The following is a 23,903-nucleotide window of genomic DNA, read 5'->3' on the forward strand; positions in this document are numbered from 1 at the left end:
ACCGGAAACCAGACAGTGACGCACGCCGCACCGCCCGCCCTCAGCTCGAACCCCGGGGCGGCTTTGTTCACGAGTCGTGGTTCTGGCTCAACTTCTGTGGTGCCGGCTCGGCGATCAGTTCACTGGGACTCAGAACCATGGAAACCAGCAGGTCGGTCCATCCGTCCGACGCAGGCATAGGCGCGTACGGTGCAGCTCCACAGAAGTTGAGCCAGAACCGAAACTCGTGAACATCCGGTGCCCGTCGCTCACCCCCAGCGCCTCCCGAACGTCTTCCAAAGTGCTGCTCGTTCGGCCCACGTGCGAGTGGTGGCCAGGCGGTGCGCTGCGGTGGGTCAGAGGTTCAAAAGCGGGCAGTCAGGTGCGCAGGGACAGGTAGTAGTCGCCGACCTCGGACAGGTAGCCGGGGTCGGCTGTCTCGCTGTCGGTGGTGAAGCGGGGAGCGGATTTGATTTCCTCCCGGGACGGTGCGACCTCCACCTTCTGCGCCTCGGTGTCGATGAAGGTGACGGAGCCGGCTGGGATCAGGACGCTCCTGCCGAACTTCCACACGCCGGTGTCGACGACGAGGTGCTGCATTCCGGGCTGGTCCTGATGGCGGTCCACGTGCCCGATGACCCCGTCAGCGGCCTCCACCGTGAAACCCACCATCGACCACTGGGCCCCGTACCCGCTGTCCGGCGCGTACATCCACACTCTTCCCACCGGTCCCTCCACTCGTCTTCGGCAACCCGCACTGCGGATCTTCCCGTTGCCTACCGCCCTCCTTCCCCGGTGTCCGGCGAACAATCGGGGCCGCCGACCCTCGCAGGACGCATGCACCTTCAGACTGCGGAAGAAGGGTTCACCGGGCGGTGCGGTGGTGTTCGGCGTTGATGCGCTGGGCTTCTTCGAGCTGGTCCTCGAGGATGACGATGCGGCAGGCGGCCTCGATGGGCGTGCCCTGGTCGACGAGCTCGCGGGCGCGGGCGGCGATGCGCAGCTGGTAGCGGGAGTAGCGGCGGTGGCCGCCTTCGGAGCGCAGGGGGGTGATGAGGCGGGCTTCGCCGATGGCGCGGAGGAACCCTTGTGTGGTGTTGAGCATTTCGGCGGCCCGGCCCATGGTGTAGGCGGGGTAGTCGTCGTCGTCGAGACGGCCGAACGAGTCGTTTGCTGTCACTTGCACCTCTCTGTGGAACGCGCTTGAGGGGCCCTGGTGCCATATGGCACCAGGGCCCCGAAGGAACTGTTACACCATCGGCCGGCCGTGATCGGCTGTGCCGGCTCTCTGTTTCCGCATGCCCGCCCCGGGAGAGGTCGGGGGTTGCGGGGATCGCGGTTGCTTGACCGGAGACCACCTCACTATCGATGTCCTGCGGTACCCGGGCCCACGTCTTGCACCCGGGCGATCCTGATGGCGACCAACTCCTCCGTTCTTCCCTCTTGGTCAACTGCTTGCGTACTGCTGGTGACCTGAACAAGCGTCACTCTTCGGCAGCCAGCCCCGTCGCCCGTCCTGCGTCTGCTCTGGCTTGGAACCCCACTGCCGAACCTCCCGATGCGCGCGCCCGCAGCCGACGCCTTCACCGAGGTACTGCTCCTGCTTCACTTCTGGGTACCACCACTGCGTTTACTGCGGTACTTCTCGCGGCGGCCCCTGATCACTGCGGGCCACCCGGTCCGGTCGCCAGCCCCGTCGCCTTCCTGCAACAACCCTGGCTTCGGAACTCCACCACCGCACCGTCCTGCGCACTGCAACCGCCTGTACTGCTGCCCGGCAGTTCGTCTCTGCCGGGCCCTGGTGATCTCGGCTACGAGAGAAACCATAACCACGCCCTCGCCGGATGTCTACTGTGGCCGACATAGATTTCCGATGGCCCGGTACAGAGGTAATCGATCGTTGCGGGGTTGAGCTGGGCAGGACGGGGCACAGGGGACAGCCAGGCAGTGACGAGCAGAGGAGAGCCAGGGTGAACCTGACGAACACGATGCGCGTCGACGCCGCCATCCGCCCCACGACCACCGTCGCCGATGCGCGGGAGAAGGCCCGGAGCTTCCCGGAAGCCGTCCGGGAACCCGCCCTCGCCCCCGGAGCGGCAGACAGCGTGATCCCGGTCGTCTCCGAACTCGCCACCAACGCCCTGCGCCACTCAGGCGGCACCGCCTGACCGCCCACCCCGACCTCATCGAGGTGGCCGTCGACGACCCCAGCCCACACGCCCCGCGCATGCGCACCCCCGACCTGACCGGCTCCACCGGCGGCTTCGGCTGGCACATGGTCACCCAACTCGCCCGCACCACCGCAGTCATCCACCGACTCACCGGCGGCAAAACCGTCAGCGCCTTCCTCACCCGGTAGCGCCTGTCCGACGGGATCGAGGTCGTGTCGGCCGCACTCGCCAAGCGAGCCTTTGCCCCGTCACCCAGACCCTATCCAGCACGGCTGGGCCCTACCGGCGTTCACATCCTGTTGAGGACGTTGTCAGGGCGGCACACCCCGCAGGCCTGGACACCGTCGTCCAACTCGGCACGGGACGCTCCGCACTGACCGGCCGCAGCGTCCTGCCCCCGGCGAAACAATCACCCCGGTGAATCTCAGCGACGGGCGCCCCGGTACCGGCAGAGGAGATGCCCCAGTCAGGAGTGGGCGTGCGGCGCGGCACAGCGGGCCGGGCGGCGGCCGGGGGCTGCGGTGCGCGCTGGGGCGCTGCCGGCCGCTCGACAGCGGCGACCTGCTCACGGGCCCGCTTCAGGGACAGGTCCAGCCAGGTTTCCAGTGTCCGGAGACGGGCCAGGTCAGGTGGCAGATCGTCCATGACCGATCGACCCCTTTCAAGCGGTCGGCTCACGCCACCTCCGTACGCCGGTCCCCGCCGGTGAGCCGCCGGAGCTCCATCCGGGCAGCAGGCGTCCACCCGGCCGAAGCCGACCAGAACGGATGCCACTCGATCCGCACCGACAGCAGCAGGCGGCGGCGCAGTTCGGTGGCACCGCGCGGACGCGGCACGGCGAGCGCACGGTAGATGTCGTGCCACTCCTGTTGTGCGCGGACAAGGTCTTCGGGGGAAGCGGCCCATCCCTCTATTAGAACTCGTATTCGACTTCTGGTGTCGCCCCGGACCCACCGGCCCCGGCCGGTGCCAAGGCGACGCCGTCCGGGCGTGCGGCGTGGTCGAGGGCGGTGCACAGCCGGGTCAGCAGACCGTGCAGGATCGCGGCACCCGGGTCGTCCGCGATCAGCCGTACGGCCCCGGTGACGGCGTACCCCACGGCCAAGAGGCGCACCTGCTGGTCCGGGGTGAGCCAGTCCGCCTCCGGGAGCACGCCGGGGACAGCGGCCAGGGGGCACGGACGTTCCGCCACGCGCGTTGATCAGCTGCGTCTCGTAGTAGGGCCAGCCGCCCTCGACCTTCCCCATCGTGTCGTAGCCGCCGTCGACCCAGTTGTCGCCCGTCTCCCCCGCAGTGCGCGGCGGTGAGCACGCGCGCCCCGCCGTCGGAGTTGCACTTCACCCCGAACGCTGAGGTGCAGGCGTTGCCTCCGGCGCCGTTGATCATCAGGCCGCCGCCCCCGTACGGGCTGCTGTCGTCCATGCGGTCCACCGACCAGGGAGACCAGCACAGCGGTGCCGGGACTTGAGGCAGCAGGGGGAACGAGTTGCTTGTGAGCGTCAGTTCCCAGTGGTGCCCCGGTACCGTCCACGGCAACGTTCAGGCCGGATCCATCGTGCAGCGGCGCTGCCTCGACCGCTTTGCCGAACGCCGTGTCCGGCTGCGCCATGACCTGCTTGACTTCGTGGTTCAGTTCGGAGAGCGAGAACCTTGCCGGGTGCACGCGGACCGCGCTCTCACCTCGCGCGTTCAAATGGGTGACCAGGGACTGAGCCTTTTCCAACCTCAGGTCGAGGCGTGGTGAAGGACGAGGACGGCCTTCACCATGTCGGTGATCCGGTTGGTGCTGCAGCGGAGCTTCCGCCGTAGGCGCCAGCCTTTCAGGACGGCCGTGGCCTGCTCGCCGACGCACCGGATTTTGGCGTGGCTGCTGTTGTGTCGTCGCTTCCATCGCTTGAGCCGGCGGCTACGGGAGGGGACGCGGATCTGTCGGCCGGCGCCTTGGTACGCCTTGTCCGCCCAGCATTTCAGTCCCGCGGCGGCGAGCGCGTCGACGATCTCGTGCGTCCGTGCGGCCGTCAGGTCGTGGGTGGAGCCGGGCAGGGCCGGGGATGCCCAGAGCAGGCGACCGAACGGATCGGTGAGGACCTGCACGTTCATGCCGTGCCGTTTGTGATTCCCGGAGTAGTAGGGGGTGCCGGCGGCAATCCGGTCGATCGGCAGCAGGGTGCCGTCCAGAATCACGAATGCCTTCGTCCGGGCGGTCTGCATCGCCTCGGCCAGGGCCGGCGCGAGAGCAGCCACGACTTCGATGGCCTCGCGAATGTACCCGGTAGACAGTCGCGATGCCGATTCCGAAGCCGGCGGCAAGCTGGGCGTAGGTGTCTCCGCACCGCAGGTGGGCCAGGGCGAGCAGGGCTTGACGGCTGGCGGCCAGTCGCCGCCACCGCGTACCGATCTCCCGTTGCCGAACTGCGAGCTGCTCAGTCAGGTACCGCAGGGTGCTGCTGGACAGATCGATCGAGGACGGGTAGACAAGCACGAGAAGCTCCTGGCGAACACGGGTGATCTTGGTCGAGACCCGTCTACCAGGAGCTTCGTCGTTACGTACAGCCCGTTGACCCCCAACAGCTCGGCATCGCGGTCGGGTTGAAAAAGGCTCACTGGCTTCCGTCTAACTGACCGTTTCACAATGAAGCGTCGTAGTCAGACGTTGGCTGCTACCGTGCGCGTCGCTCGTCGTGGAGCGGGGACCGTGTATGCAGCTGGTGGGCTGTGTGTTCCAGGTCTATGGCGCGCTGCAGGCGCCACAACGCGACCGCGGGAAGCAGCAGGCTGCCGAGCCGGGCGGCCGCCCGCAGATCCTCGACGGCACCTCCCAGGAAGGTCCTGGGAACGCTCCCGGGGTCGCCTGGCCGGGCGGCGACGTGGGCGGCAGCGGCTTCGACGAAGTCGGCGAGTTCGGTGATGCCGGGGTCTTCGGGTACCTGGCGGATCACCGGCGGGCGACGGCCGTGCGGGAGGAAATCCGTTTGGTCGGCGAGGGCTGGGACGCGGCACGTACGGAGAGCCACGCGACCCGGTCCGCTGTGACGGCTCCACTCCTACGAGTGCGCCTCCTGCTGCCCGAGCCGGCCGAGACGAAGCAGTGTGCGGCGCAGGCGGTGTACGACATGCGGGCCTCGACAAACCCGGCCGCGCTCCAGGAGTCGCGGGAGAGGGCGCTCCAGGCCGCTGACGGTCTGGTGGCCGCAGCCGGGGTCGTGCTCGCCGCGTAGCCGCCTGCCGGGCCCGGCGGCCCGAAGCCGCCACGCCTCCACCGCACACCCACAGAAGCGACCCCCTCCCGCCCACCGAACGGCATCAGCCTTCGCCGGAAAACGACACCCGGATATGGCCACAGTCCAGGTCAGCACTGGTGAAAACCCATGACGCCCACCAGTGCACAACACACGACCCCCATCAGCCAGGTACCGCGCTCAGTCATAGTGGCTGGTGATCGTCTGTGTGGGCCCGCTGAGGGCCGATCTCCGCCCCGGGCGACCGCTGGGGCCCGGGGCGGAGATCGCTTCTCAGTTCACGCAACCGGTGCGGTCTCAGCAGTCGCCGACCCGGGAGGCTCCACGAACCGCAGTCACTCCACCGAGGTAGGTGTCGGAGCCGGCCCCCACGCAGATCTTCTCGTCGGGCCAGAAGATTTTGTCGATGTTGATCTTTTCGCTCGTCGTGATGCAGTTGCGCCAGTATCGGTCTTGGGTGTCCAGGACCTGGTGGGTGTGATTTCCGCAGGGGTCGTGCGCCTGTGGGGCGGAGAGCGTCGACGTAGCGCTGGTCGGGGAGGTCACGCTCAGAGCCAGGACCACCGCCGCAGCGCCGACTCCCAGATACCGTGAGATGCGTGAAGGCTTCATTCGTCTGTCCTTCCAATTCGTGCAGGCCGGAACATCACAGGCCACAACGTCAACGCGAGCACTGCACAGAGCCGCTGCCTTACCAGCACCAGCACTACCCATGATCCGACACGCAAATCCACCCGATAGGGTCCAACCAGGTTGAAACTTCGCTTGTATACGGATTGCGGCTGCTGGCCAGGCCCGCTCCCCCACACTCGCGCACCCACACCACAACGAAGCGACGTCGACCCGCTGGTTGAACCCCCGCCACCAACTGCGGGACCACCGAGCCGCACGGTGCACGAACACCCCTGCGACGGGGCGACAGCGCGCATCAGGAAGCCCCGAAACGGGCCTCGTGTCGGACAACGAGCGGACGGGCTGCCAGGTACGCGACGGGCGTACCGACCGCGACCAGCCGTCGCGTACCGCCGCGCTGTTGAGACTGTCGCCGAGCCTCCCCGGACGACCGGTCAAAAGGGCGTCTGCGGTGGCCCCGAGCAGTCCTAGAGTGGGCCTTCCACCGACGCTCAACGAGGATCGATCATGGGGATAGCGGACACTTCCGTCGCTGCGCAGAGCCGGGCCCGCATCTGGACGAAACTGCATCAGCACCTGGGGTCCGCTCCTGGTCCGCTCACCTACGGCATGGTCAGCCGGGCCGCAGCGGACCACCTGGAAGAGTCCGACGACCTCGACTGGAAGAGAGACCTTCCCCAGCCCCCCATGCACGGTCAGTGGAACGAGTTCGCCAAGGACATCAGCGCGATGGCCAACACCCGTGGCGGACTGCTCATCTACGGCGTCGCTGACAACCACGAGATCATCGGTATCGACTGGGGGAAGGCTGACCTCCGTCAGTACGCGCAGTGGGTCCGCAACCACGTCCACCCCTACCTGCCGGACCTCGTCATGTACCCCCTGACCGACGGTGCGACGACGCTTCTGGTCGTGGATGTCCCTGCCAGCGAAATGGCGCCGCACCTCGTCCACGGCAGGTCGGACAAGGACAAGGAGCAACAGGCGTTCACGGTGCCGTACCGCGACCGGGACCACACCGCCTGGATGGCGGAGCACCAGATCGAACGCGCCTACCGCGACCGCTTCACCCGCACTGACAGAGCTGAAGAAGCACTGCGTCGGCACTCCGACTTCCTCACCAGGACCATCACCGCGCACGCCGCCAAACCCTCCGCCTGGCTCGTCGCCGTCGCATGTCCCACCCGGCCCTACCCTCACGGTGCGCCCCCGCTGAGCCGGGACGAAGCCGGCTGCCTTCTTCGCGTCGTGGAGGAGCGGAGAAGCAACCAGCCGACGCGGCCGAATCGCGGACCTATTTCGGGCATGGGCGTCACCCTCATCATCCCCAGCCCGGGCCTGAGACGCTGGGTCGCCAGCACCATGGAGAGCGAGTACGACCGGAACACCATGATCGAGCTGCACCACGACGGCACCGTGACCCTGGCCACCGACCTGTCATGGCGGCCCTACGCCGTAGAGCAGCGCAGCCTCGCCGAGGAAGGCATCGGTGAAGGCCTGCCTGTCCCGCAGCGCTTGGTCACGGCGACCTGCGCCGACTTCGTGGCCATCGTCCAGGAGATGCAACGGAAACTGCGCCTGGACAGCACCCAGCAGATCACCGCAACGATCTACGCGTCAGACGGCCCGGAGGCCCTCGAACCCCGCACCGCGGACTTCGACGGCGGCTGCGAGAGCACACCCCCCTACACCCGACGCCCACACCACATCCAGCCAGTACACACACTGCTCCCACCCATCGCAGACAACGAGGAAGCAGCACGCGTCTCCGAGGAACTCAGTACCGATCTGATGAGCCAGTTCGGCCTCTGAGAACGCTTCTTCCACCACGGGATGCGGACCATCAGCTCGGCGAGTGCGCAGGTGCGAGTTCCGTCTCCGCGGTGACGTCGGCGGGGAGTTGGGTGAGCGGGCCGCCCCACCAGCGTGACCGCAGGGGCGGGGGTGCTCCGTAGGCGTAGCCGACGGGCTGGTCGCTGTCGTAGCCGATGACGCAGCCTCAGCCGGGCCGTGCGGTCCAGTGGTCAAGTCCTTCGGCGAAGCGGTCCGGGGAGGCGAACGAGTTGGTGCGCGCGGCTCGCGTAGACCTCGGTGTGCATGTCGAGGAGCAGTGGGCGCAGTGCGGGGTGTGGGCGCCGGTGGAGTGGCGGATTGCTGTCCCGGTGGTGACGGCGTCTCCTGGGCGTGGCGGGCTGGTGGTGGACGGTGGCGCGACGCTGGGCGATGCGGGGCCTGCTGACCGTGGTGGTGTCGACTGTCGTGTCGGTCGCTCTGGCGCTGGTGGTGTCGCCCTGGGCCAGCTGGGGTCGGGCGAACTGGATGCCGTAGTAGGCGCGGTTGCGCTGCATGGAGGGGCCGAGCAGGCGCAGGGCCTGGGCGATGGCGCTCTCCGCGTCGGGTACTCGGCCTGTGGCCTGGTGTGCGATGGCGGCGAGTCCGGCGATCTCGGCGGAGTCCAGGAAGCGCAGCCACGGTGGTGGGGGTGCGGTGGTGTCGAACCGGTCGTGGGCTTTCTCGGCGGCGAGGAGGGAACGTGCGCAGGCGCCGTGGTCTCCGGTGCGGGCGTGGCCGATGGCGAGGCGGGAGTGAAGCAGAGCTGCGAGGGGGTCCTGGCGGGCATGGCGGGTCTGAAGGGCGGCGCGGTTGATGCTCAGGGCTTCGCGGCGCCGGCCTTCGGCGCGGGATTGGACGGACAGGTCGGATCAGGCGCGGTCCCAGGCCCCCTCTCTGATCTCCCGGAAGATCAGAGCTGCACCGAGGGCCGCTCCGGCCGGAACGAAAAGCTCCCCTCGGCCCGTCTCGCGCGAGGGAAGTCCGTTTTCTGCAAGCAGCGCACGCACCCGAGCGATGTCAAGGACGGAAACTGTGCAGGCGACAAGCGCCGGGAGCGCGGGCGGATCCTCACCCGGCAGCAGATCCGGGAGGTCGGCCTTGGTCAGGAGAGTGACCGGCCCCTCTGTAGACATCGGCCGGCCCAGATACCGCTCGTACCGCTCGCGAAGCAGAGGGAGTTGTCCGTCGGGTACGCACAGCACCGCCTCGACGAGGTCCTGGGCGCCGTTGGGGTGGTCGAGGCGACGAGTGTGCTGGAATTCGGGGTCCAGGTCGGCGACGACGCCGACCCGGCCTTCCGGCGCGCCGTCGATCTCCAGGTAGCGGACAGGCTCCGTGCGCAGGCCATCAGGGGTCTCAACCGGCCGGCCGACGGTGTTCACCCCGCCGTGTCCTACGCCGGCAGCGGTGAGCCGGTTCCCCGTGCCATCGACGTTCGGCGAGGAGAACATCAGGATGTGGAGCCCTTCGAAGCGATCGAGCCATACGCCGAGCTGGGCGCTGGTCTCCTCGATCCGCGACATGACCAGGGGGAGCTTCTCCACAGGTGCCTGGAGCGGAACGATCCGCACGTCGGGTGGGAGACCCGCCGCGTTCCCAGGCTGCACCGGCGTCACCAGCTCGATGAAGCTACGGGACAGGTCGGCGTGAGTGTTCGCTGCCCCGAAGATCTCAAGCGCGGCACCCTCGCGGGGCGCCAGCGCCGGCACGCCGGGCGGCGGAACGTGAAATCCGAGCCGTCGGTAAAGCGTTATGGCCTGTGCCATGTCGCTGACCACGTGACCAACGTGATGCAAGTGTGCGATGTCGTGAGGCATGACCTCACCGTAGGCCCACACACGGGAAGCCCGGGAGCGTACCAAGGCACGGCAGGGCGATCCCCCGAATTGCACAGCAGGCCGGGCGGTCTGCCACCCGTGACGCCGAACGAGCCGTTGACGACACACTTCCGCCCCAGTGCCGACGGACGAAGCTGGTCCTCATAGCCCGAGGTCGTCGGCCAGGCGACGAAAGGCGGCAAGGGCCGCTTTCAGGAATTCACATCGCCCATCCCCACGACTTACCCCTGGGGCCGGCCACGACGTTCAAGCCCAGCCTGCCAAGCGGATCGAGCCTGCGTGGCCTTGCCACCTCATGCTGCCGCTTGACCATCAACACCCGGCCCGCCCGGCGGTCTCTGCGGATCATCCGGTGCAGTGTCGACGCCGACGGCACCGAGGCCCCGCTGCTCGCCGCGGCCGGCCGGCACCTCAGCCCAGCGACAATCCGTCCGACCTCACCCAGCAGCGACCACACCGCACACCCCTGCCGGACCGGCGCCTCTGCCTGCCCGGCCGTCTGGGCCCGCTCCAACCCAGCGCCACACCGTGCGCTCCAAGACACCCACCGTCTGAGCGACCGCACGCACATGCAGGGTCGCCAACTCCACCGCCCGTTGCCGCTCCAGCAGAGGACGCGCCACCAACCCCCGGGGCAGCACAGGCCCACGCCCGGCCAGTACCGCTTGATCCGCCCCACGACCACACCGACCGGGCCGCCCCCGCGCGACGCGTTTTCGCTCCGGATCTCGGCCTGTCCCCCAGCTCGTCCACCGCCGCGGAAACGCTCCCGCCCCACTCACCTCACTCTTCCCTCCACTCCTGTCCTGACCCGAAACTCACGCACCCCTGCCGCCCTCACCACCGCAGCTCGTGAAGAACGGCCCGGGAACGTTGACTCCGGACGACACACTGCCGCCCAGGAGAGGGACCGGCGTGCCCGCAGTTGGAGCAATTCGCCGCCGATCTGTAGCGAGGCACCAGGCTGAACAAGGTGAGTAACAGCAGCACTCCACCAGCACGCCCCGACCGTCTGATCACGTTGTCCGACGGCATCTTCGCGATCGCCATAACCCTCCTCGCACTCGAAGTCCGAGTCGCGCCGGACCTGGACTCCGAGCAGTTCCACGACGCGCTGCGCGAGACCGCTCCCCAACTCGCCGCCTACGCGTTGAGCTTCCTCATCCTGTGCATCTTCTGGCGCGACCAGCGTCAGATCCTGCTGATGTCCGCGAAGACGGGCGGCCTGCCCCAGCATCTGGCCCTCGCGGTGCTCGGCATGATCGCGCTGGTTCCGTTCCCCACGTCGATCCTCGCCGAGTACGGGGCCCGCGAGCCGTTGGCGGTGGCGATGTACGCCGCGACCATCTGCCTCATCGATCTGTTGCAGCTCGCCATGTTCGCGACGCTGAGGGGTCGGCACGGGGTACGCGCCGTGGGCGAGTGGCGGGACACCGCTGCGGATCTGGGCGCGACGATCGTCGTGTTCGGGGCGTCCGTACCGATCGCCTTCTTCGCCCCGCAGGCAGCCATATGGTGCTGGCTCGCCCTCTTCCCCGCGAAGGCCGTCCTCGGCAGGCGGGAGCGGCTCCGCGGCACCCGCCAGGATGGCTGACCCCGTGCGTTCCCCGCGCGATTCCCTTACGGGAGCACGCTCCGGAGGGCGGTGCCAGCACCGCGATTCCCGGGAACGCCCATGACCAGCACAACCGAAACCCCCACCACGGCCCCGCTCTCGCGGATCAAGATCCGGACCGGGGCCCTGGTGCTCTGCGGCGGCGACGTCGCCCTCATCCGCCGCGACCGCGCCGACTCCACTCACTGCACCCCGCCCGGCGGCAACGCCGAGGACGGGGAAGACATCCACGTCGCATGGTCCGAGGACCTGGCTGATCGGACCAGGAGCCCGGCATCGAGCAGGCCGGTGACGGTGACCGCCTACTCTTCGCCGGGCGTGTGCCGACGCGTGACCCGGCGGCACGCCAGGAATGCGATCGTGACGACCACCAGGTACAGCGGTACCAGCAGCACCGCGTCACCGGACGCCTGCTCCACCGTCACGCCCGTGTCGCGGTCCTCGCCCTGCAGCATGATGCGGTTCGTGGTGAGGACGGCCAGGTGCGTGCCGATCGCCGCCCACAGCGGGGCGTGACCCAAGGCCGCACGGGCGGCGATAAGGGTGAGGCTGAAGATGGTCAGGAGGATGAGGTAGTCGACCGGGTGCTGCCCCTCCGGGGCGATGCCGATGTGGCCCGGATCGTCGCCTGCCAACCTTGCGATGCCGGCCGTCACCAGCGTCGATGCGCCCGGCACGAGCATGAAGACCGCTGTGGTGCCGAGCACCGCCAGGACGGGTCCGAACCGTCCGCGCAGCGATGTCCAGGCGTAGCCGCGCAGCGTCGTCTCCTCGGGCAGGGCTTCAAGCAGGAAGGCGACAGCCGCGTTGGTGACGAGAAACCCGACCAGGGTGACGAGGTCCAACTGCTGCCAGACCAGTAACCCCATGGCCGTGCCCGTGCCCAGGACCAGCGCCGCTCCGGTGGCCGTCACTCCGACGCCGGTGAGGAACGCACGTAGGCTCGCGCCCGGGCTGCCGAAGCCGACCGTCCGGGGGTGTGACAGACGCAGGACGCATGGCACGGCCACGACGGTGACGAGGGCCGCAGCGATCAGCCGGGCGGTAAACCCACCAGTTCCGGTGACGTCCGCCAGTACGGGGCCGAGGCCGTTGCCGACGCCGAGAGACACCGCCATGATCAGGCCGCCGGCCATCGCGCGACCCAGAGCCCCGGAAGCCGTGGGTGCGGATGCGGGATGTCGAACGTGTAGCTCGGTCACAGCGCTCCTGATGACGGCAGGGCTACCTCCCATCGACAACCCCGTGTGCCTTCCAGCCTCGCCCGACCACGGGTCAGGGACGTCGTGCACGCGGACGATCTCCCGGTACACCCTTCGGCGCAGCGGACCATAGGGGGTCGAAGTCCCGATGCCACGGCATCAGCTCGTGCCGGTGGCAGGCAACGTTTGCCCTGTCGACGATGGCGCCCCGTTCCTGACCACGAAGAAGTGCCAGTGCGTCGGCACGAGAAGTTGTCGCTGCCGATCGCGATCCGCACGGTGGTTGGTCGAGGCTGCGCAGGTAGCGGCAGAACTCCAGGAACCGCGTCCGCTTCTTGACCGGTCTGATGTGGCCGTAGAGCTTGTCCTGGACCAGGTCCAGGGCGGCGAACGATGGCGTACTCCGCCGTAGCGGTTCAGGTCGCCCGCCGTCGACCGGGTTCACGGTCGGGGTGCTTGTGCTTGCCTCCCGTCCGGCTCCCACTGCCGGCCCGGGTACGACATCAGACCGAGGCCACCGAAGTCGTCCAGGCGGAAGATGACTTCGGGCTCGCTTGCGTCAGATATGACCTCTCCGTCGGCCATCGGATCCGGTACTCGAAGCGGGCCTGTTTGGCCGCGTAGTCCGGACAGCGGGAGGTCTTCCAGGTTTTCAGGCGTTGAATAGAGACGTCCTCCTCGCGGAGCAACATGTGCAGTTCCTCGTGGCTGATGGTCGACGTCCTCTTCGCCACGCTTCGCGACGGATCCTTCTACGAGCCCCAACCCGCCACCGCCAGCTGAGGAAGTCGAACCGACCTCTCACTCCTCCGGCCGCAACCGCTGACAAGCCGCCTCAAGCCGCCGGTCGCAATCGGGCCGAACAGCTCAGGCAGCGCTTTGTCCAACGTCCCGGCAATCCGATGGATCGGCGCCCAGACCGCCGGATCGTCGACAACACGACTGAGGTCCGTCATCTGGAGCTCCTCCAGCCAATGAGACAGCACCAGCGCCTCATCAGCCGTGAGCTCGATCGTTACCTGGCTACCGCCCATACCCACCCCTACAGTTCGCCCCCACCTTCGAACTCCCGTAACCTACCTGCCGACCTCCGACCTTGACCCAATACATGGCCCCCGCTTTCCGTCGTGGATCCGGCGAGGCGCCGAGGCGGTTGGCTGTGACTTCGAGCGGGATACCGACGCTCAACGAGTGGAAAGCGCCGCACCCTCATGGACGAGTTGCTTTCAGTAGGAGTTGCCACACGGCAACATTGATCCCCATTTCGTCCAGGCCTATACATATAGACTGCAGAAACCCCGCATGCCGAACGATTTCTCCGCGGCTGGCTTCATTGCCGGTATGGGGCATCTAACGGCAGCCTCTGACCCTTTCCATGATAGAGTCTTGATGATTTAGCAGAACAACGCGATAAAAGGGGAATGGCGTGAATACCGAGAAGCTTACGGCTCGGCGTCTTACGGCCGAGGAGACTTCAGGTTTGGGGCCCCAGGACGGCGTCTTCGTCCCGGCAAGCATGGATGGCGTCTCCCCCGACTGCTACGCACAAGCTTTCCTTACGAAACCGGGAAAGAGCTTCGAGGGTGGGTCCTTCACCGTGCGGACGGCATTCGGCGAGGAGATTCACGTCCTCCCCGATAATGCCGAAGAGGGCGGGATCTGGATTGCGGACAAGGCAGGGGAGGCAATCGAGGTCCTCCAGAGTGCCGGCGTTCTCCTGAACCTGGCCCTTTTCGTTCCCGGCGGAAGCAAGGAGTCCCTGGAATCTCTCTATTCCGCGGCCCGGGAAGCATTCGGCGCGGGGGTCGTCCAGCGCTGGAGCGAGGAAGTCGTCGAAGTACCGGATGTCAAGGTCGACCTGTACGAGGAGCCGGCCCGGGGACGCAAGAACGCGAACACCCAGAACCGCGATCGCCGCGCCCTGGACATCTTCCCGACCCGAGTGCGGTTCCTCGAGCCCAGCGAGGGCTGGAAGTTCGTCGTCGAACCGCACAAGGAGATCGTCGACGAGACGCCGACCATCTGACCTGATGGCAGGTTAGCCGCACTGTCGCGGGAGCCCGTCAGTACGCTGACGGGCTCTTCGCCGTGGAGCGGGCGGTCCCTCCGCCCGGCTTTCCGGGGCCTCTTGAGTGTGGACCCCGCCTGCGAGTCCGTAGAACAGTTCACCGATTCGTCGCACTCATGAGCAATCGCCGGCGGCGCCGCGAGGCAGATCGCGTCGGTCAGCACGATGATCCGAAAGGCACCGGCGGCGAGCGCCGCTACCGCGGCCCCATCCGTTCGGCGATGGTCGCGACCAGGTCGCTCACACCGATACGGAAATGGATAGATTCGGGAGCGCTCCCACCTTGAGCTTACGAGACATACGTCAAGCGGTTGGACAGGATCCTCCGCCCTCCCGATCTCAGGGGAGACGCACGGGTCGCCCCGGCTGAAACCACCACGCGGGCCCGGCCCCGAGTATGCGGATGCATGGTTTCCTGCCGCCTCGTCAGATCCTCCAGCCCGCCGCCCCAAGCGCTCGTTGGGACGCGGTGGGGAGCGGGCAGGCACTGAAGGGAAGTTCCGGAAGAACGGCGGGCCCGACGCTCGGGCCCGTCCCGCGTCCTCGTCGATCCACTCGACGCATTCTGCACGATGGGTTGTCAGGGGCACGGCAGCGCTCTTACAGTCCGTAGTACCAACAAGTGGGAGCGCTCCCACAATTGCCGGTCGGGCGCTTTCTCTTCTGTGATCGCCCCGATCCGGTCATCTCCCCCACAGAGAGGCCCCGCATGCGAGCGTCACCGCACTCCCCTGCCTCGCGCAGCCCGGCTCATCTTTTCTCCCGACGCAGGCCCTGCGTGGCTCTGTAGACCTCGGTTCCCGCCGGAGCGGGATCGGCCCCGTGGCACGGCCGTGCACTGATCCGCACACGAGACGGCACCCTGCGCCGTTCATCTTGGCCGTGCGCAGGACGTGGACCCGGTGACGTCGACCGCGTTGCGCGGCCCACATCCGGTCCGGGCGTCGTCGACTTCCGCGGCGCGAGGACTGGTCCGTCGGCGGCTACTCGCGGCCCAGCTCCGGCCGGCCCACCGCCTGTGGGACCGACGGCTTCGGCCGCATGCCGGGAATGACGCTCATCGGCCAGAGCGATCCCGTCCGTATCGCCGCCGCGCTTGCCCTCGGCAGCATCCCCCTCTGCTTCGGGCGCCGGCACCTCATGACTCCTCGCCCAACGGTGGCCGCAGGAGGGATGCACAGCACAGACCGGAAGACCGTCCCCAACACAGGCACAGGAGACATCATGGCCCGACGCAAGAAGCTGTTCACCTCGCTGGTGGCGGTGCTCGCGACGCTGCTCGGCGGAATCGGCCTGACCTTAATGAGCCAGGACAACGCTCAGGCGCACGGTGTGACGATGACACCGGGATCGCGCACCTACCTCTGCATGCTGGACGCCAGGACCGGAACCGGCGCTCTGGACCCGACAAACCCGGCGTGCCAGGCCGCGCTCGACGAGAGCGGTGCGAACGCGCTGTACAACTGGTTCGCCGTCCTCGACTCCAACGCGGGCGGACGGGGGGCGGGTTACGTCCCGGACGGAAAGCTGTGCAGCGCCGGTGACCGGTCACCGTACAACTTCACGGGCTACAACGCCCCGCGCTCCGACTGGCCCCGTACGCACCTGACGTCCGGGAAGACGATCCAGGTCAAGCACAGCAACTGGGCGGCGCACCCGGGGTCCTTCCGGGTGTACCTGTCCAAGCCCGGCTACTCGCCCAGCACCGAGCTGGGCTGGGACGATCTGGAACTGATCGAGACCGTCTCCGACCCGCCGCAGGCCGGCGGCCCCGGCACCGACGGGGGCCACTACTACTGGGATCTGAACCTGCCCTCGGGCCGCTCGGGTGACGCCGTCACGTTCATCCAGTGGGTGCGTTCGGACAGCCAGGAGAACTTCTTCTCCTGCTCCGACATCGTCTTCGACGGCGGCAACGGCGAGGTGACCGGCATCCGTGGTTCGGGCGGCACCCCGAATCCGACGCCCTCTCCGACACCCACCCCGACATCGAGCCCGACACCCGGCGACCCGCACACGGGATGCATGGCTGTGTACAGCGTGACCAACTCCTGGAGCGGCGGCTTCCAGGGCTCCGTCGAGGTCATGAACCACGGCGCGGCGGCGCGTGAGGGCTGGGCCGTGCAGTGGAAGCCCGGCGTCGGCGCCGAGGTCAGCAGCGTGTGGAACGGTGCTCTGACCCCGGGGCCCGATGGCACTCTCACGGTCAGGAATCTCGACTACAACCGCACCATCGCACCGGAAGGCAGCGTCACCTTCGGTTTCACCGCCACATCGACCGGCAACAACTTCCCGGTCGGCTCGATCGGCTGCGTCACTCCGTAGCCGCTGACGAACGCGGTGCCGGTCCCCCTGGTGGGGACCGGCGCTGCCGGCCGCCCTGGCCCGGGCCTCGGTCGCATCGGTGGTCGTCGGCCGATCAGCTCTTCGATGCGCGGACACGGCAGTGCCCAGGCCCGGTTCGGACTCCACGGTCAGCTCCCCCGCCGGCCGCTCCGTGCGGGCTCGCATGCCTTCAGACCGGGTCCGGACGCGGTGTCGTCCTCAGCCGGCGCGAGGGGTGCAAGGTTGGCGACGGCCCGGTGTGCTTCGCCCCGGCTGTGGCGGGCCGGGTGGAGGGCTCGTTCGGCGCGGCGGCGACCCTCGCGCGGTGGCCGGCAGGGCGAGGGGAACCCAGCGGCGGGGCACCAGACGCTCGGTGTCGAAGCATCCGGCCGCGGCGTAGAAGGCGCGGAACGGGTTGATCCAGGCCAGGCCGAACGGCCAGGACCGAGCGCGGCGTGCAGTACGCGGCGCCGGCCGCACCGGGGCCGGGACGGCCGGGTGCCACCCGGTCCCACGACAGCTGCGGGGCGAGGGCCGCTGCGGCGAGTAGCCCCGCCGCCACCCACTCGGCGCCGTCCATGCCGACCAGGGACGAGGTCGCCGCGGCGAGCACCAGTCCGACGCCGAGGAGGGCGGAGAGCTGAAGCGGAGGAGTAGGCGCGGCCGCGCGTCGGGCGCGGCGTGCGCCTCGGTGACCGGGGAGGACGCGTCGGGTGCCACGCGCTCGGTCTCGGCCATGGCACCCGCCGCGCGTGACACGTGCGTCACTCCCAGCGGAACCAGCGTGTGGCGGCCGCGGACAGCACCAGCGTCCACAGGGCCAGTACGCCGAGGTGGATCCAGTCCGGCCAGTCGCCTGCGGTGGCCTGGTTGAGGGCCTGGGCGGCGGCGCCAAAAGGCAGTGCCTCCACGATGTTGGCCATCAGGTCGGGCATCTGCTGGATGGGCATGTAGACGCCGGCCGCGAGCATCGCGGGGAAGAACACCGACAGGCTGACCGCCTGGGCGATCTTCACGTTGGGGGACAGCGCGGAGATCAACGCGCCGAGCGCCAGCAGGCACACCACCGCCAGCAGCAGGGTCACCAAGTAGCCCGCGAGCTGCGTCGGCAGGGCGACATCTGAGACGAAGCGCCCGACCGCCAGGGTGGCAACAGCGGAGATCAGCGAGGCGACGGCGTGCAATCCCACCTGGGCGCCGAGAACGGCGGTGGGGCGCACGGGGGTGGTGGACATCCGGCGCAGGATGCCGCGCTCGCGGTAGCCGGTGATCACCGGAGGCATGGCCATCAGACCGGCCATGATCATCGAGAGGAGCACGGCGACGGGCACGTAGGCCTCGACGGTGGAAAGGCCGCCGAGCTCGTCCATGGACTCGGTCATGGACGGGATGAGGCCGAGGACCACCAGCAGCAGCGTGGGGAAGGCCATGACCCAGAACACCGAGCCGGGTTCCCGGAAGAACAGGAGCAGTTCGGCGCGCAGCACGGCCCGCCCGGGGCGGGGCGCGGTAGTGGTGGAAGGTGCCGGGGGTGCGGTGGCGGCGCTCATGCGTCGGCTCCCGTCAGGTTGAGGAAGGCGTCATCGAGGGTGGCGTCGGTGACGCGCAGCCGGTGGGCGCTCATCCGGTTGCGGGCGAGCAGGGTGATCACCGCGTTGACGGTCTCGTCGGTTCCGGCGAGGGTGATCCTTCCCTCACGGACCGTGGCGGTGGCGAGGCCCGGCAGGGCGGCGAGGACGTCTTCCTCCAGCGGGCGGGAGGGGGTGAAGGAGATGACGGTGCCGCTCGCGGTCCGCGCCACCAGACCGGACGGGGTGTCCAGTGCGGCGACCCGTCCCCGGTCGAAGATCGCGACCCGGTCGCACAGCCGCTGTGCTTCTTCCATGAAGTGCGTGACGAGGAGGATGGTGACGCCGCTCGCCCGGACTTCCTCGATCAGCGACCACACCTCGCGCCGCGCCGCCGGGTCCAGGCCGGTCGTCAGTTCGTCCAGGACGACGACCCGGGGGTTGCCGATCAGGGCGAGCGCGATGGCCAGCCGCTGCTTCTGGCCGCCGGACAGCTGCGCGAAACGGGTGTCGAGCTTCTCCTCCAGGCCGAGGCGCGCGGCCAGGGCGCGCCAGTCGGCGGGGCGGGGGTAGCAGCCGGCGTACAGCTGGAGTGACTCGGTGACGGTGAGCTTGCCCTGCAGCTCGCTCTCCTGCAGTTGCGCGCCCACGATGAGCGTCGTCTTCGCGCGGTCGGCGACGGGGTCCAGCCCGCACACGCGAATCGTGCCGCTGTCCGGAACCCGCAGTCCGAGGATGGACTCGACGGTGGTGGTCTTGCCGGCGCCGTTGGGGCCGAGGACCCCAAAGATCTCGCCCTCCTCCACCGCCAGGGAGACGCCGTCCACGACGGGGCGTCCGCCGTAGCTCATGCGCAGGTCGCTCACTTCGATGAGAGTCATGCTTCCACGGTGCCGGGCCCTACCGGACCGGCACATCGCCCATCACGCTCGCGGGGGGATCAACCGATCGGTTGATCTCCCGTACGCCTCCCCTATCGCACGGCCCCTACGACCCTGACGCCGTCTCGGGGTTCCCTCGGAGGGGCTGGGTCAGACCGCGGGCGCGGCGGTTCCGACGAGCAGGCCGCACGGTGCGAGCAGGTGCTCCATGTAGTCGGCTTCGCACCCCCGTCCCCCGCGCCGTGCCACGCAACGGGGTTCATGTGCGGCGCAGTTGATGGTCGCCGGCGCCGGCCGGGTGGCCGTCCGGGATTGTTGGGGGTTGTCGGCAGCCGGTGGCGCTGAGATCGTTAGGGCCTGGGCCGAAGTGGCCGCGCGCCGGTGGCGGCGCGAGCGGGCGGACGCCGAGGACGTTCCCTCACCCGAGGGGAGAACGACACCGGTCGGAAAGGACGACGAACGCGATGGCGACGAGCGACCCGGGCGACCTGTGGGTGCGCCGCTTCCACCCCGCACCCCAGGCACCGGTCCGGCTGCTCTGCCTCCCGCACGCGGGAGGCTCCGCGAGCTACTTCCACCCGGTCTCCCGACGTCTCGCCCCGCGCGTCGAGACCCTGGCGGTGCAGTACCCGGGCCGGCAGGACCGCAGGAACGAACCGTGCCTGGAGACGGTGCAGGAACTGGCCGACCAGATCGTCGAGGTCATCGGCCCGTGGCAGGACAAACCGCTGGCGCTGTTCGGGCACAGTCTGGGCGCCTCGGTCGCCTTCGAGGTGGCTCGGCGCATGGAAGCGCGGGGCATCCTGCCCGTCGCGCTCATCGCGTCCGGGCGGCGTGCACCGAGCGCACCCCGGGACGAACGAGTTCATCTGCGGGACGACGACGGCCTGCTGGAAGAGATCAGGCGGCTGGACGGCACCCAGTCCCAACTCCTCGAGGACGACGAGATCAAGCGCATGGTCATGCCCTCGATCCGTGCCGACTACAAAGCAGCCGAAACCTACCGCTACGAGCCCGGCCCACCGCTGTCGGCACCCGTCTACGCCCTGACCGGAGACACCGACCCCAAGGCCACGACCGACGAGGTACGCACATGGGCCGACCACACCACCGGACCATTCGAGATGACCGTCTACCCCGGCGGCCACTTCTACCTCAACGCCCACGCCCCGGCGGTGACCGATAAAATCGCCGCCTGGCTGGCACCCGCCACCACCATCGGACGCTGACACCCGGGACCTCCCAGCAAGAGACTCCCCCACACCGGCACAGGCCTTACCGCGGTCATTCACGACAGCGGTCCCGGCCGGTACAGCCGAAGCCGCTTCGTGCCCACCGCGGCCCCGATCGACCGTCCTGGCCCTGGCCGGCTTCTCCTCCGGCGATACCAACTCGCCCCGACCGTCGGCCTCTCCGGCACCACGACGGACCGGTGGAACCAAGCAGCACGCACAGACGTCTCCGTCCGGGATCCGGCCATCGCCTCAGTCCACCGGGCACAACTCCAGGATGGGACCAAGTGACGCGCACGGCTGCAGAAGCCCCGCCCGCTGAGAGACCGCGGCGGGCCGGTGGTCGCGGACGGCGATGGGGGCTGCTGGGCTGTGGGGTCGCGCTCATCGCGCCCGCCGCTCTGCTCGTCGTCCGGCTGACAGGACTCGACGCCGGAACACCGCTGGCGATGCCGATGGTGCTCTTTCCCTGGACGACCGTCCTCGGTGTACTGGTGCTGTTGCTGATGGCCGCTGTTCCCGCTCTGCGGTCCCGATGGGCCCTGGCCGGCACCGCGGCCCTGATGATCGCTCACGCGGTGTTGCTGGCGCCGCGGTTCCTGTCCGACGGCCCGCAGGTGCCAGAAGGTGCGGTTGAGCTGCGGGTGGCCACCATCAACACCAACGGAGGCGCCGCCGACGCCCAGGCAGTGGTGCGGCTGGTCCGTACGGAGCGGATCGATGTTCTGGCGGTGCAGCAGATGCCGGCGGGAGGCGTGGAAGCCCTCGACAGGGCGGGCCTAGGCGCGTTGCTGCCGCACCAGGAACTCCACCCCGAGTACGACTCCTCGGTCTACTCACGGCTCCCGCTCGGCGGAGCCGGTACGACGCGTACCGACACCGCTTGGCCCCAGACCGTCGCCGAGGTCGCGGTCGGCGGACGTAGCGTGCGGTTCGTGGCGGTGCACACCTACTACCCCCTCGGGAGCCCGGAGCGGTGGACCCGGGACATGGCCGCGCTCACCTCCCTGGCACGGCGCGCGGGCCCGGACACCGTGTTCCTGGGTGACTTCAACGCTTCCCTCGACCACGCTCCGATGCGGGACCTGCTCGCGGCCGGCCTCACGGACACGCATGCCGAGCTCGGCCACGGGTGGGCTCCCACGTGGCCCGTCGGCGGTGCCCTCGTCCCACCCGTGGCCCAGCTGGATCACGTCCTGCACGGATCCGGTCTGGCAGGGGTCTCGGTGGCCGAGCGAACCGTGCCGGGAACCGATCATCGAGCCGTCGTCGCGGTGCTCGCGCTGCTGCCGAGAAGGAACGGGTGAGGAGTCGATAGTCGTGGGGCGCGGCCGGACCGGTGACGGGAGGTAAGAGCGGGGTCATGGACACCACATCGTTTGCCCGCCGGTTTCTGGAAGGGTCAGCAGACGATGACCGCGGCGACTGCCGGGGAAACCAGCCCAGCGGCAGAGCGTTCGAGACGACGAGGCACGTCACCTCGTGGTTCGAGCAGGGCCGGATCACCGAGAGCTGGTTCGACTACGACCTGGGCGGTGCGCTCGAACAGATCGGCGCTCCCCCGGACACCGGCCTATGAGGAGTGAGGACGCGCATGCCCCACACGACGACGCCCGACGGGGTCGGTATCGCCTATCAGGTCCAGGGCGACGGGGCTCCTCCCCTGCTCCTCCTGGCGGGTCAGGCCAACAACCACCGCTGGTGGGACTCGGTGCGCGACGACTTCCACGGCGCCCGCGGCACCGTCACGTTCGACTACCGGGGTACGGGGGAGAGTGACAAGCCCGATCTGCCCTACAGCACCGAGCTGTTCGCCCTGGACGCGATCGCGGTGCTCGACGCCCTCGGGGTCGAGCGGGCCGATGTCTACGGGACGTCCATGGGCGGGCGGGTGGCCCAGCAGCTCGCGGCTCGCCATCCCGAGCGCGTGCGCGCCCTGGTGCTCGGGTGCACATCGCCCGGCGGCCCGCACGCCGTCGAACGCACCGACGAGGTGCGCAGGTCCCTGGTGCAGACGCGACCGGGTGCGGCGCGGCGGGCCCTGCTGGAACTGATGTACACCCCGGCCTGGCCGGCGGCGAACCCCGGACCGTACCGGACGCTCGGTGACCCGGGCATGCCCGCCCACGCCCAACGGCGCCACCTTGCCGCCAGTAACCAGCACGACGCGTGGCAGCTCCTGCCGGGTATCGGCGCGCCCACGCTCGTCGTACACGGGACCGATGACCTGCTCAACCCCGCCGCCAACGCCGCCCTGCTCGCGGAGCGTGTCCCCGGCGCCCGTCTGCACCTGATCCCCGGAGCGCGGCACGCCTACTTCGAGGAGTTCCGCGCCGTCGCGAGCCCGCTGGTCCTGGACTTCCTCACCACCGTCCCGCAGCGGTAGGAACGGGCCGGACGCGTGGTGGAGGTGGACGTGACCTTCACCGGGTTCTCCGGTGTGCGGTGGAGACGGCAGCGGCGTTCGCGGCGACGATCACCGCGATGGCCGACCAGGCGAGGGCATCGAGACGCTGCCCGAGAACGGCGAGGCCGACCAAGGCGGCGAAGACCGGGTTGACGCTCATGAACACTCCGAAGAAGTGCACCGGGACACGGCGCAGCGCCAGCAGGTCGGCCAGGAACGGCACCGCCGAGGAGAGCACCCCGGCGACGAGGGCGCAGCCCAGCGCGGTGGGCGTGGGCGGGTGGTGCCACAGCACCCAGGCGCCGACGGGCAGGTAGAGCAGGGCGGAGACGATCGCGGCGGCGGCCGAGCCCTCCAGGCCGGGCAGGCGGGTTCCGACCGTCCGGTTGAGGAGGATGTAGCAGGCCCAGCAGGCCGCCGCCAGGAGGGCCAGGCCGATGCCCAGGTAGTCGGTGGAGGGCGTGGGGCGCATGAGAACGGCCACCGCGCCCGCGGCTGCCCCGGCGGCTACCAGGTCGATCCGGCGGCGGGAGCCGGCCAGGGCGACGGTCAGCGGGCCGAGGAACTCCAGCGTGACGGCCAGCCCGAGGCCGATCCTGTCGATCGCCGTGTACAGGGAGAGGTTCATCCCGGCGAACACCAGGGCGAGGCCCAGGACGGGACGCCACTGCGCGGCGGTGAAGTGCCGCAGCCGTGGCCGGCCGACGGCGCCGAGGATGACGGCGGCCACCCACTGGCGTACCGCCACCACTCCCGCGGGCCCGATCACCGGGAAGGCCAGCGCCGCGACGGAGGCACCTGTCTGGTTGGACAGGCCGCTGCCCAGCATCAGGGCGACACCGGTTCCGCGCCCCGTACCCCGTGGTCGCGCCGTCCCGTCGGCACCGGTCGGGCGGGGTGGCGAGGCCGGCG

Annotated in this window: 20 protein-coding genes and 4 pseudogenes; 10 read left to right on the plus strand and 14 right to left on the minus strand. The window is 69.1% G+C overall.

The genetic code is table 11. The features are described 5' to 3' along the window. Positions 1 to 357: 357 nt before the first annotated feature. Both HET64_RS07695 and HET64_RS07700 read right to left on the minus strand, forming a co-directional pair. Positions 358 to 690, minus strand: a complete 333-nt coding sequence (locus HET64_RS07695) for a PRC-barrel domain containing protein (RefSeq protein WP_215103302.1) — start codon at positions 688 to 690, stop codon at positions 358 to 360. A 154-nt stretch (positions 691 to 844) separates the two neighbouring features. Continuing rightward, positions 845 to 1,159, minus strand: coding sequence for a MerR family transcriptional regulator (locus tag HET64_RS07700; RefSeq protein ID WP_215103303.1), 315 nt, complete (start codon positions 1,157 to 1,159; stop codon positions 845 to 847). Positions 1,160 to 1,967: 808 nt separating this feature from the next. On the opposite strand from HET64_RS07700, the pseudogene HET64_RS07705 reads away from it, so the two are divergent. After that, positions 1,968 to 2,338: pseudogene (locus HET64_RS07705) on the plus strand (ATP-binding protein). 486 nt (positions 2,339 to 2,824) lie between these two features. Here HET64_RS07705 and HET64_RS07710 read toward each other — a convergent pair. The 3 genes and pseudogenes from HET64_RS07710 to HET64_RS07720 form a co-directional block, all read right to left on the minus strand. Then, positions 2,825 to 2,986 carry a hypothetical protein gene (locus HET64_RS07710; RefSeq protein ID WP_374105545.1) on the minus strand — a complete coding sequence of 54 codons (162 nt, stop codon included), beginning with the start codon at positions 2,984 to 2,986 and terminating at the stop codon, positions 2,825 to 2,827. Between the two features lie 77 nt (positions 2,987 to 3,063). Then, complete coding sequence (locus HET64_RS07715; RefSeq protein ID WP_215103304.1) at positions 3,064 to 3,342, minus strand: hypothetical protein; 279 nt, start codon at positions 3,340 to 3,342, stop codon at positions 3,064 to 3,066. Between the two features lie 533 nt (positions 3,343 to 3,875). Then, positions 3,876 to 4,632, minus strand: a pseudogene (locus HET64_RS07720) (transposase family protein). 235 nt (positions 4,633 to 4,867) lie between these two features. Here HET64_RS07720 and HET64_RS39625 point away from each other — a divergent pair. Next, positions 4,868 to 5,368, plus strand: coding sequence for a hypothetical protein (locus HET64_RS39625; protein WP_215103305.1), 501 nt, complete (start codon positions 4,868 to 4,870; stop codon positions 5,366 to 5,368). A 318-nt stretch (positions 5,369 to 5,686) separates the two neighbouring features. On the opposite strand, the gene HET64_RS07730 is transcribed toward HET64_RS39625, so the two are convergent. Continuing rightward, positions 5,687 to 6,001: a hypothetical protein gene (locus HET64_RS07730; RefSeq protein WP_215103306.1), complete on the minus strand. Its 315-nt coding sequence runs from the start codon at positions 5,999 to 6,001 to the stop codon at positions 5,687 to 5,689. A gap of 528 nt (positions 6,002 to 6,529) precedes the next feature. Here HET64_RS07730 and HET64_RS07735 point away from each other — a divergent pair. Beyond that, positions 6,530 to 7,834, plus strand: a complete 1,305-nt coding sequence (locus HET64_RS07735) for a helix-turn-helix domain-containing protein (protein WP_215103307.1) — start codon at positions 6,530 to 6,532, stop codon at positions 7,832 to 7,834. Between the two features lie 212 nt (positions 7,835 to 8,046). On the opposite strand, the gene HET64_RS38840 is transcribed toward HET64_RS07735, so the two are convergent. Together HET64_RS38840 and HET64_RS38845 are read right to left on the minus strand one after the other, a co-directional pair. Beyond that, on the minus strand, positions 8,047 to 8,370 hold the full coding sequence (locus HET64_RS38840) for a hypothetical protein (RefSeq protein ID WP_251144945.1): 324 nt from the start codon (positions 8,368 to 8,370) through the stop codon (positions 8,047 to 8,049). A gap of 354 nt (positions 8,371 to 8,724) precedes the next feature. Continuing rightward, positions 8,725 to 9,672: a VOC family protein gene (locus HET64_RS38845; protein ID WP_251144946.1), complete on the minus strand. Its 948-nt coding sequence runs from the start codon at positions 9,670 to 9,672 to the stop codon at positions 8,725 to 8,727. A 985-nt stretch (positions 9,673 to 10,657) separates the two neighbouring features. Here HET64_RS38845 and HET64_RS07745 point away from each other — a divergent pair. Further along, on the plus strand, positions 10,658 to 11,287 hold the full coding sequence (locus tag HET64_RS07745) for a TMEM175 family protein (RefSeq protein ID WP_215103332.1): 630 nt from the start codon (positions 10,658 to 10,660) through the stop codon (positions 11,285 to 11,287). Between the two features lie 323 nt (positions 11,288 to 11,610). Here HET64_RS07745 and HET64_RS07750 read toward each other — a convergent pair whose 3' ends face one another. From HET64_RS07750 to HET64_RS38850, 3 genes and pseudogenes are all read right to left on the minus strand, one after another. After that, on the minus strand, positions 11,611 to 12,444 hold the full coding sequence (locus HET64_RS07750; protein ID WP_251144947.1) for a type II CAAX prenyl endopeptidase Rce1 family protein: 834 nt from the start codon (positions 12,442 to 12,444) through the stop codon (positions 11,611 to 11,613). A gap of 293 nt (positions 12,445 to 12,737) precedes the next feature. Beyond that, positions 12,738 to 13,223: pseudogene (locus HET64_RS39830) on the minus strand (IS630 family transposase); the annotation flags it as partial. An 88-nt stretch (positions 13,224 to 13,311) separates the two neighbouring features. Continuing rightward, positions 13,312 to 13,544 (minus strand): annotated as a pseudogene (locus HET64_RS38850) (hypothetical protein). A 392-nt stretch (positions 13,545 to 13,936) separates the two neighbouring features. On the opposite strand from HET64_RS38850, the gene HET64_RS07755 reads away from it, so the two are divergent. Together HET64_RS07755 and HET64_RS07760 are read left to right on the plus strand one after the other, a co-directional pair. Then, positions 13,937 to 14,536, plus strand: coding sequence for a hypothetical protein (locus tag HET64_RS07755; protein WP_215103309.1), 600 nt, complete (start codon positions 13,937 to 13,939; stop codon positions 14,534 to 14,536). 1,266 nt (positions 14,537 to 15,802) lie between these two features. Beyond that, positions 15,803 to 16,903, plus strand: coding sequence for a lytic polysaccharide monooxygenase (locus tag HET64_RS07760; RefSeq protein WP_215103310.1), 1,101 nt, complete (start codon positions 15,803 to 15,805; stop codon positions 16,901 to 16,903). A gap of 764 nt (positions 16,904 to 17,667) precedes the next feature. On the opposite strand, the gene HET64_RS07765 is transcribed toward HET64_RS07760, so the two are convergent. Then, positions 17,668 to 18,453 (minus strand): ABC transporter permease, encoded by a 786-nt coding sequence (locus HET64_RS07765; RefSeq protein ID WP_215103311.1) that lies wholly within the window; start codon positions 18,451 to 18,453, stop codon positions 17,668 to 17,670. Further along, a complete protein-coding gene (locus HET64_RS07770; RefSeq protein ID WP_215103312.1) occupies positions 18,450 to 19,352 on the minus strand; it encodes an ABC transporter ATP-binding protein in 903 nt (300 codons plus the stop codon). Before HET64_RS07770 ends, HET64_RS07765 begins: the two co-directional genes overlap by 4 nt. A 464-nt stretch (positions 19,353 to 19,816) precedes the next feature. Between HET64_RS07770 and HET64_RS07775 the strand changes: the two genes are divergently transcribed. From HET64_RS07775 to HET64_RS07790, 4 genes are all read left to right on the plus strand, one after another. Then, on the plus strand, positions 19,817 to 20,581 hold the full coding sequence (locus HET64_RS07775) for a thioesterase II family protein (protein ID WP_215103313.1): 765 nt from the start codon (positions 19,817 to 19,819) through the stop codon (positions 20,579 to 20,581). A 290-nt stretch (positions 20,582 to 20,871) separates the two neighbouring features. Then, complete coding sequence (locus tag HET64_RS07780) at positions 20,872 to 21,891, plus strand: endonuclease/exonuclease/phosphatase family protein (protein ID WP_215103314.1); 1,020 nt, start codon at positions 20,872 to 20,874, stop codon at positions 21,889 to 21,891. A gap of 56 nt (positions 21,892 to 21,947) precedes the next feature. Then, entirely contained in the window at positions 21,948 to 22,163 is a 216-nt protein-coding gene (locus HET64_RS07785) for an ester cyclase (RefSeq protein ID WP_215103315.1), read from the plus strand. A gap of 15 nt (positions 22,164 to 22,178) precedes the next feature. Further along, positions 22,179 to 22,970, plus strand: coding sequence for an alpha/beta fold hydrolase (locus HET64_RS07790; protein WP_215103316.1), 792 nt, complete (start codon positions 22,179 to 22,181; stop codon positions 22,968 to 22,970). 37 nt (positions 22,971 to 23,007) lie between these two features. Here HET64_RS07790 and HET64_RS07795 read toward each other — a convergent pair whose 3' ends face one another. Further along, positions 23,008 to 23,820, minus strand: a complete 813-nt coding sequence (locus HET64_RS07795) for a DMT family transporter (RefSeq protein WP_215103333.1) — start codon at positions 23,818 to 23,820, stop codon at positions 23,008 to 23,010. Positions 23,821 to 23,903 lie beyond the last annotated feature (83 nt).

The organism is Streptomyces sp. McG3, from assembly GCF_018619185.1.
In the GTDB taxonomy this organism is placed as follows: Bacteria; Actinomycetota; Actinomycetes; order Streptomycetales; family Streptomycetaceae; genus Streptomyces.